This is a genomic window from Rhodococcus sp. (in: high G+C Gram-positive bacteria) (genome assembly GCF_049286785.1).
Classification (GTDB): domain Bacteria; phylum Actinomycetota; class Actinomycetes; order Mycobacteriales; family Mycobacteriaceae; genus Rhodococcus_F.
Genome location: NZ_JBAQEO010000521.1, coordinates 1 through 8,705 on the forward strand (window position 1 = coordinate 1; position 8,705 = coordinate 8,705).

Annotated in this window: 7 protein-coding genes; 3 read left to right on the forward strand and 4 right to left on the reverse strand. The window is 65.6% G+C overall.

All coding sequences use genetic code 11. The features are described from left to right. Positions 1 to 261 precede the first annotated feature (261 nt). From WAW17_RS18815 to WAW17_RS18825, 3 genes are all read right to left on the reverse strand, one after another. A complete protein-coding gene (locus WAW17_RS18815; RefSeq protein ID WP_422334451.1) occupies positions 262 to 576 on the reverse strand; it encodes an AMP-binding enzyme in 315 nt (104 codons plus the stop codon). Positions 577 to 986: 410 nt separating this feature from the next. Beyond that, positions 987 to 1,133, reverse strand: a complete 147-nt coding sequence (locus WAW17_RS18820; RefSeq protein ID WP_422334452.1) for a hypothetical protein — start codon at positions 1,131 to 1,133, stop codon at positions 987 to 989. A gap of 108 nt (positions 1,134 to 1,241) precedes the next feature. Beyond that, positions 1,242 to 2,039 carry a FadR/GntR family transcriptional regulator gene (locus tag WAW17_RS18825; protein WP_422334453.1) on the reverse strand — a complete coding sequence of 266 codons (798 nt, stop codon included), beginning with the start codon at positions 2,037 to 2,039 and terminating at the stop codon, positions 1,242 to 1,244. Between the two features lie 363 nt (positions 2,040 to 2,402). Between WAW17_RS18825 and WAW17_RS18830 the strand changes: the two genes are divergently transcribed. The 3 genes from WAW17_RS18830 to WAW17_RS18840 are packed head-to-tail and all read left to right on the forward strand — an operon-like array spanning position 2,403 to position 6,511. Continuing rightward, positions 2,403 to 3,389, forward strand: a complete 987-nt coding sequence (locus tag WAW17_RS18830; RefSeq protein WP_422334454.1) for an NAD(P)H-dependent flavin oxidoreductase — start codon at positions 2,403 to 2,405, stop codon at positions 3,387 to 3,389. Between the two features lie 8 nt (positions 3,390 to 3,397). Continuing rightward, positions 3,398 to 4,174, forward strand: a complete 777-nt coding sequence (locus WAW17_RS18835; protein WP_422334455.1) for an enoyl-CoA hydratase-related protein — start codon at positions 3,398 to 3,400, stop codon at positions 4,172 to 4,174. 27 nt (positions 4,175 to 4,201) lie between these two features. Next, on the forward strand, positions 4,202 to 6,511 hold the full coding sequence (locus tag WAW17_RS18840; RefSeq protein ID WP_422334456.1) for an acyl-CoA dehydrogenase family protein: 2,310 nt from the start codon (positions 4,202 to 4,204) through the stop codon (positions 6,509 to 6,511). Positions 6,512 to 6,603: 92 nt separating this feature from the next. Here WAW17_RS18840 and WAW17_RS18845 read toward each other — a convergent pair. Next, a partial coding sequence (locus WAW17_RS18845; protein ID WP_422334457.1) for a CoA transferase occupies positions 6,604 to 8,705 on the reverse strand: 2,102 nt, incomplete at its 5' end.

Sequence of the window (8,705 nt, forward strand, 5' to 3'; positions counted from 1 at the left end):
GGTTCGGGTAGTCCAGCAGCGCCACCTGCTGACCACGGCTGATCACAGTGCTCAATGCCGACATCGTCTCGCTCTGGATGTTCGCCAGTCTTTCCGTCATCGGATCGATCCTCTCGGCTTCTGGGCAGATGCGGAATGCATACCAGCTCGACGACACCCTCCCACGGACTCGGTGGTCTCATCGCCACCACCGAATCAGGAACATCAGAGACGATGAACATCGGTGCTGCCGTCACCGGAATCTCGAGCGAGTCCTCGTGGTCATGATTCGCTTTCGATCAGGTCACGCCGCAGATCGGCCTTTCGGATCTTGCCCACCGCGGTCCGCGGCAACTCGTCGACGACGAGGAGCCGTTCCGGGGTCTTCTGCCTCGCGAGCCCTGACGCCGCAAAATGCCTGCGGACCTCGTCGAGGTCGAGTGACGCGTCCGGAACCAGCACGACCACTGCAGCCGCGACCTCCCCGTACCGGGTGTCCGGTGCCGCGACCACCGCGCCTTCGGCAACGGCGGGATGTTCGTTCAGCACGTCCTCGATCTGCCCGGACGAGATCGTCTCGCCGGCACGGATGATCACATCCTCGAGACGGCAGCTGCGTGTGAGTTCACTGGCACGTCACCAACGGTTGGTGACCGACCAGAGCTCGCCGAATTACCTGCATGCGCCTACGACTTCGGGCTGTTCGACGAGGAAACGCGATTACCTTGTCGCGGGAGACGGAAAAAGCCGACGGTGGTGCGATCGGCTACTCCACACCCGTGCGCTCGGACATCAGCAGCCGGATCTTCGGGATGGAGTCCAAGGGACTCGAGTGAACCGGCACACTAGCGAGACGAATCTCGGTGTGGACCTGTCCCCGGTGACCGCAGATCCGGTGACCTCGGAGCATTCCTCGATCGGCCCGCGGCCGCGCTGGTGCGGCGGCAGCGTTATCCGCTGGTCTCTTGTGTCGGTACCGGTATCGTCACGATTACTTCGGCCGGCGGTTACACCGGGGAGACGCCGTGCGCCGCGAGTGCGGCGGCGCCGGGGGTCGCCGAATTCGGTGAGCGGACTGTCTCGACAACGATGGCTATTTCGGCGCCGAGAGTGGTGTCGGCAGGGTCTGGATCGACCCGCCAGAGAACTGTCAACGGACTTTCCGGGGCGACGCTCGACTTTGCACAACGTAGGTAAGTCTGAATCACTCGGCAGATATCGCGTCGAGCATCATGTCGATCTGTCGGTGGCGCTGAGCGGCGTCACTCCAGGGTGTCGAGGACCTTTGTGTCTTCTCGCCCTTCGAGGACCATCGACCGGGCCACGACCATATGTTTCTGCCAGTGCGCGAACGCGCCTGCGCCGTCGCGCGCGCGCAGCAACTTGATCAGCTTGCGCTGGGAGCGAACGAACAGCTTGTAGTTCGCCTCGGCCGCCTTCGCATCCTTTTCGGAGCGTTCACGCGTGACGTTCGCGGTGTGCCGCTCGTATATCTCGTGAAGCATCCCCGCGATCAGGGCGAGTGTTGCGTTGCCTGCCAGTTGCACCATGCGGAGGTGAAACATCGCGGCAGTTTCTCCGAACGTCCCCATCGCGTAAGACGACGGGATGGTTTCGTCCACGATGCGTTCGAGTTCCTCGAACGCAGCCTCGGTTCCCGTTTCGGCGAGGAGGCGGGCGGCGGGAGGTTCGATGGCTTCCCGGGCGACATACACGTCATTGACGGTCGCGCCGGCCAATTCCAGTAGCAAGGACGCAGGACGGGCCACGGCCTCCGGTCCGGGCACACACACACGTGCTCCCGATCGCGAACCTCGGCGGACTTCGACGAGCCGTTCCGCTTCGAGCACGCGGACCGCTTCGCGAAGCGTGGGTCGGCTCACGGCGAAGTGCTCCATGAGTTCGGCCTCGTGCGGTAGATGGTCACCGTCCTTGAGCTCACCGTCGACGATCATTCGTCGCAATTTTCGGGCGACGAGTTCGGCGGTCTTTGGGGTACGGATCGCTCGTCCCGACGCCGCGGTTGCGTTGAAGATTGGAGCCAGCGCTTCGTCGGTCACGAATTGACACCCTTCCCTATTCAGAGGCACTTAGCCTACCTGGTAAACGTACCTGACGTATCCACGCGATAGGAATGCGTTCCAGTTTCCGCGACAAGAGCCATGTTTGTCGGAGGCGGACCGCGAATTTTGGCCTCGCAGATGCAGGTCAACTGCTGCAACTCTCGAAGCGTGGATTGGACGGGGGCTTTGCTTGCCCACGTCCTTGTTCCGCTGCGGCCCCAGGTCATCGAGGTCGAGGGTGCGCCAGAGTACGGATCCTTGCGTTCCGGTCACCTAGTCAACTATGTTATCTATGTATATACGCGGTCGAGCGCCGTGGAAATCAGACGCCGGATAGCCAGCGAACTCCGAGGAGCGGCAATGTTGAAGACGCGGTTCACCGAAGAATTCGGTATCGAACATCCGATCGTGCAGGGCGGCATGATGTGGGTCGGCCGGGCAGAGCTGGCCGCTGCGGTGTCCAACGGAGGCGGGCTCGGCATCATCACGGCTTTGACCCAGCCCACGCCCGAGGATCTCGCCCAGGAGATCGAGAGGTGCCGCGCGCTGACCGACAAGCCGTTCGGCGTCAACCTCACCCTTACCCTGTCGATCAACCCACCGCCGTACGCCGAGTACCGGCAGGTCATCATCGACTCCGGCGTGAAGATCGTCGAGACCGCCGGATCCGATCCGACCGTCCACGTCGAGCACTTCAAAGAGCACGACATCAAGGTCATCCACAAGTGCACGAGTGTGCGCCACGCGCTCAAAGCGGAGCGCATCGGCGCCGACGCGGTGAGCATCGACGGGTTCGAAGCCGCGGGTCACCCCGGTGAGGACGACATTCCCGGTCTGGTGTTGATTCCGGCCTCCGCCGATGCCCTCGACATCCCGTTCATCGCCTCCGGCGGTTTCGCCGACGGCCGTGGCCTCGCAGCCGCGCTCGCCCTCGGTGCCGACGGCATCAACATGGGCACCCGCTTCATGTGCACCGCGGAGAGCCCGATCCACGAGAAGATCAAGCAGCAGATCGTCGGCGCCAGCGAACTCGACACCCAGCTGATCTTCCGCCAACTCCGCAACACGATGCGCGCGGCGAAGAACTCGGTGAGCAAAGAGGTCGTCGACATTCTGAACCAGGGCGGACGCTTCAAGGACGTGCAGCATCTCGTGGCGGGCACCCGCGGGCGCAAGGTCTACGAGAACGGCGATCCCGAGGCGGGAATCTGGACCGTAGGTGTCGCGCAGGGCCTGATCCACGACATCCCCGGTGCCGGTGAGCTTGTGCGCCGCATTGCCGCGGATGCCGAGGAGACGCTGCTCGGCCTGGTCCGCAACATCGCCGACCCCGTCTCCGTCTCCTGAGGCGCGCGATGACCGACGCACAGGACACCGCAACCCGCGAGGACTCCCCGCTGCTCGTCACCAGGGACGGGCCGGTCGCGATCTTCACGCTCAACCGGCCCGACCGGCGCAACGCCATCAATCGGGCAATGCGCAAGGCGCTGAAGAAGGAACTGTGGCGCGCCGACGGCGACGAAGACGTGCGTGTCGTGGTGATCACCGGCGCAGGCACCTCATTCTCGTCCGGTGTGGACCTGCCCGAAGCTCTGTCCGGCCCGCCACCCCGTACCGAGGGCGTGACGCCGACGCAGGTGCTGCGCGGTATCTCCAAGCCGGTGATCGCTGCAGTGAACGGACCGTGTTACACCGGTGGGTACGAACTGGCCGTGAATTGCTCGTTCATCATCGCGTCCGACCGCGCCGAGTTCGCCGACACGCACGCCCAGATCGGCCTCCTCAACGGCTGGGGCGGCAGTGCCATGTTGCCGCGCATGGTGGGTCTGCCCGCCGCGATCCAGTTCATCCTCAGCGGTGAACCCATCGACGGGGACACCGCCGCACGGATCGGCCTCGCGAACGAGGTTGTCGAGCACGAGAAATTGATGGACCGCACGCTCGAGATCGCCCGCAAGATCGCAGACGGGCACCCCGGTGCCGTTCAGCGGATGCTGCGCCTCCTCAAGGAGGGCGCGGGCGCCTCGCTCGCGCACGCACTCGGCCTCGAGGCCGAAGCCTCTGCCACGCATCGTTCGGACGGCGCCGACGTCGGCGCGCGGTTCGGCAAGCGTCGTGCCGCAAAATCCTGACCTACACACAATCGGAGCTCTGACATCATGGGAGGTGGCGCGGTGGAACAGAACACCACGACGGTACTCGAAGCAACGACCGGCGACTGGCGCAGCCGGCTGTCCACACTGCTCGACGACTACCGGAAGCGCCCGCGTCCGGAAACGTCCCGTGAGCGTTTCGAGGCGGCCAAGGCATGGCAGTCCGAACTTGTCGACGCGGGACTCGCGGCGCCGGGCTGGCCACGCGAAGCCGGTGGCATGGAACTCTCGCTCGAGGATCAGCTCGACTACTACCGAATGACGACACAGGCCGGTGCGCCGAAGCATCCGTGCGGCCTGTCGTTCATCGTCGCGCCCACGATCATCGTGCACGGCACGCAGGATCAGAAGGATCGGTTCCTCGAGCCGCTGCTGCGTGCCGACGAATTCTGGTGCCAAGGCTTCTCGGAACCGGGCGCCGGCAGCGATCTCGCGTCGCTGTCCACCCGCGCGGTGCGCGACGGCGACGTCTACCGGGTGAGGGGCCAGAAGATCTGGACCACCATGGCCGACAAGGCCGATTGGATCTTCGCGCTGGTGCGTACCGGCGCCCCCGGTCGGGGCACCTCTGGCATCACGTATCTGCTCATTCCGATGAATTCTCCCGGCATCGAGGTGCGTCCGCTGCGCGACGCCGCAGGTGGTCACCACTTCGCAGAGGTCTTCTTCGACGACGTCGAGGTGCCCGTGGCGAACCGGCTCGGTGAGGAGGGCGGCGGTTGGTCGATCATGCGCACCTCGCTCGGTCACGAGCGCGCCACCGCGTTTCTCGCCGACGAATTCCGTTACCGCGGTACGGTCGACAAGGTCTTCAAGCTCGCTGCCGAACAGGGCTACGCGAACGATCCGTTGATTCGCCAGGAACTCGCGAAGGTGGAAACCAACGTTCGCGAGATCGCGACGAACAGCGCGCGTGCCCTCGAAGCCGTTCTGCGTTACGAAGATCCGGGCGGAGTGGCGTCGGTCAACCGTCTGGTGAAATCGGAGTTCGAGCAGCACATGCATCGGCTCGCACTGCGCTTGACCGGTTCGGGAGCGTTGCTGAACACGCGATCCGAGGGCGTCGTCGAAAAGGGTCGTTGGACGTACGGATATCTGATGGCACGCGCCGCGACGATCGGCGCGGGTACCGCCGAGATCCAACGCAATACCATCGCGGAGAACGTGCTTGGCCTGCCGTCGCATCGCGGTGAGGGTCGTCGTGCCCCTGCGGTCGTGCCGGGCCGGCCGCTCACCGCCCCCGACGAGGATGAGGCAGCGGTCCGCGAAGTGCTCGGGGACCTTGTCTCCTCCTATGTGGACACCGAAAAACTCCTCGCCCGTGAGAAAACTCCCGGCGACTACGACATCGGCCTGTGGGACGAACTCGTGAAGTTCGGCCTGCCCGGCCTGTCTGCTCCGGAATCCCTCGGCGGAGGGGGGCAGTCGTTGCGGTTGCTGTGTGCGGCAATCGAAGAGGCCGCCTACCACCTTGCTCCGGTGCCGCTCGTACCGACCGCAATCGCCCTCGAGGTGCTCGTTGCCGCGGGTGCAGACGAGCCGGCCCGCGCGGTCGCCGCAGGCGCAACTGCGGCGTTCGTCGCTCCTGTCGACGACAAGGGCTGGGTCACCGATGCGGGTCTGCCCGTTCTCGACGGTGGTCGGTTGACCGGCCGGGTCGAACGTGTCGCGGGTGTGCCCGTCGCCGACCTGCTCGTCGTCCTCGCGACCGATGCGACCACCGGCGACCGGGTGCTTGCCACCGTGCAACCCGCAAATGTCACCGTCATTGTCCAGAACCCGGTGGACCTGACGGCGACGATAGGCATCGTCACCGCGAACGGGGTCCCGGCCACCGTGCTCGCATCCGGGGAGGTCGTCGACGATGCGCTCGTCCGCGCTCGTCGTGTCGCCCAGCTCCTCGTCGCGGCGGACTCGGTGGGCGTCGCCAACCGGGCTCTCGCGATGGCGGTGGACTGGGCCGGGCAGCGCGAACAGTTCGGGCAGCCGATCGGTTCATACCAGGCCATTTCCCACCGATGCGCCTACCTCCTGGTCGGCGCCGAGGGCGCCCGCGGCCAGGTGCTCTCGTCGGCAGACCGTGACGAGACCGATCCCGACGCCGCGATCTCCGCGAACCTGGCCGCGGCGGCCGCACTGAGCACTGCGGTGACCGCGGCCGAGGACTGCATCCAAATCCACGGTGGTATCGGATTCACGTGGGAGCATCCCGCCCACCTGTTACTGCGCCGGGCCACCGCCAATGCGGCCTGGATCGGGCGTCCCGAGGTGCTGCGTGATCGCGCTGTGAGCGAGGTGTTCGACCGGCTTGCCTGACGAGGCCGATCGAACTCGATTTCGGTAAACGTACGAGGCCGGTGTCCCATTCGGGACACCGGCCTCGTCGTGTGTAACCGGGGACGGGTCGGTCAGGCGACGATTTCCTTCTCCCGCAGTTCGGCGATGCGTTCGGGCGTGATGCCGATCTCGGCGAGGACCGAGTCGGTGTGCTCACCGATCGTGCAGCCGGCGTCGGCCTTCACTCCCGAGCGGGAGAATCGGGTCAGCGGGGCGAGGCGGCGGTGCTCGTCGAAGATGGGGCTGTCTGCGAGCACGGTGTACCCCGCCTCGAAGTACTCGTCACCCTGCAGGTGGATCTCGGAGGTCCGTTCTGTCACGGCGACACAGCCGATGTCCTGGCTGTTGAGATCCTTCTCCCACTCGAACTTGGAGCGAGTGCACAGCACGGCCGCGAGCGTCTCGGCGAGATCCGCGTCGTTGGTGCGGCGAAGATCCGGCGCCGAGAACTTTTCGAGTGCGAGGTCCGTGTACGGCTTCACCGCCTCGACCAGGCTGTTCCACTCGGAGTCCTGCGGTGCGGCAAGGAAGATCCATCCGTCCGACGCCTCGTACAGGCGGTACAGGGCACCGAGGCCGTACAGGTCCGGGTCGGAGACCGGCGGCTCGGGGCGGTTCTCGTAGTCGGTGTTGCGGTCCATGAGCGCGTGAGTTGCAGAGGAGAGCATGGTCGCAGTCATGTCGCCCAGGGGGCGGCCGCGCTTACGGGCGAGCAAACCGACCAACATCGACGAAGCGACACCGAGCGCCGCGACAGCGTCCGCCTGGACGGACGGACTGGCGCCGGCGGTGTGCCGGCGCACGGCGACGCGTTTGATCTCCTCGAGATCCTCGCCATGGAGGTCCAGGCCACCGAGATCGCTCATGGTGAGACCGGAGGCCGCACCGACAGAGGGTGCGTATGCCGGGCGGCCACCGTAAGGACCGTCCGTACCGTACCCGGGAGCGTTGAGGTAGACCAGATCCGGGTTGACCGACTTGAGGGTCGCTGCGTCGACTCCGATGCGTTTCGCGGCGCCCGCACGGGAGCTCTGCAGCACGATGTCGGACTTCTTCGCGAGTTCGTGCACCACCGCGAGTCCGTCGAGTGTGTTGATGTCGACTGCGACAGATTCCTTGCCCTGCAACACCTTCGCGCCACCCGCTTCCGGGAATGCAACGAGGTTGCGGATCGAGTCACCGGCGAGCGGCTCGACCTTGATGACCCGGGCACCGAGGTCGGTGAGGACCGTTGCGCCGTAGGGTGCGGCGAACATCGAACCGAGCTCGAGGACCGTCACGCCGGCGAGCGGAAGGTCCCCTACCGGTGCATCCGTCTTCGGGGTGGAGGTCGAGCCGGACGCGAGATCGGCGAACACCCGCTCGGTGTCAGCACCGAGTCGCGGTGCCGGGCGCGGCCCGGTGAGCGGTTTGCCGTCGACATGAACGAGCGTCGACGGCTGGCGGACCAGGCCGAGATCGGGGTCGACGACGGTGACCACACGGCCGTCGTGCTGAAGCTGCGGATGATCGAGCGCGGCAACCGGATCGCTGAAGACCTCGGCGCTGACGTCTGGGTTCGTGTCGAAGACGTGTTGCCACTCCGCGAGGGTGCGCTCACGCACCTTCTCCAACATCAGTTCCCACAGTTCCACGCGGCGTTCGACATCCTCGAAGACGGGCAGACCTTGCCAGTACGGGTCCGCGAACACGTGAGCGAGTCCGAACTCGGTCATCATTGCAAAGAACAGGCGGGGCTCCGTTTGTGCGAACTGCAGCCAGTGGCCGTCCTTGGTCTGTGCCACGAGCAGCGGGTAGATCAACGGTGCAGCGGGACGACCCTGATCGTCGTACGCAGACATTGCCTGGTAGGCGTCGGGCCAACGCGCACAAACGAGCTCGAAGAACCAGTTGTAGACGTCCATCGACGCGGCGCCGCGAAGCAGATCGGCCTCGACATGCTGGCCGGCACCGCTCGATTCCCGTTCGTACAGGGCCGAGAGGATCCCGTGGACGGCGGTATGGGCAGCACCCCACGAGGCCCACGGGGTCGGCGTGAACGACGGGCCGGGGCGCTCGGACATCTTGGCCTTGCCGTGGAATACACCCATACGGGCGAGGACCAGCGCTTCATAACCCTTGTCGTTCGCCCACGGGCCGGTGGTGCCCCAGCCGGTGATGGACGCGCTCACCA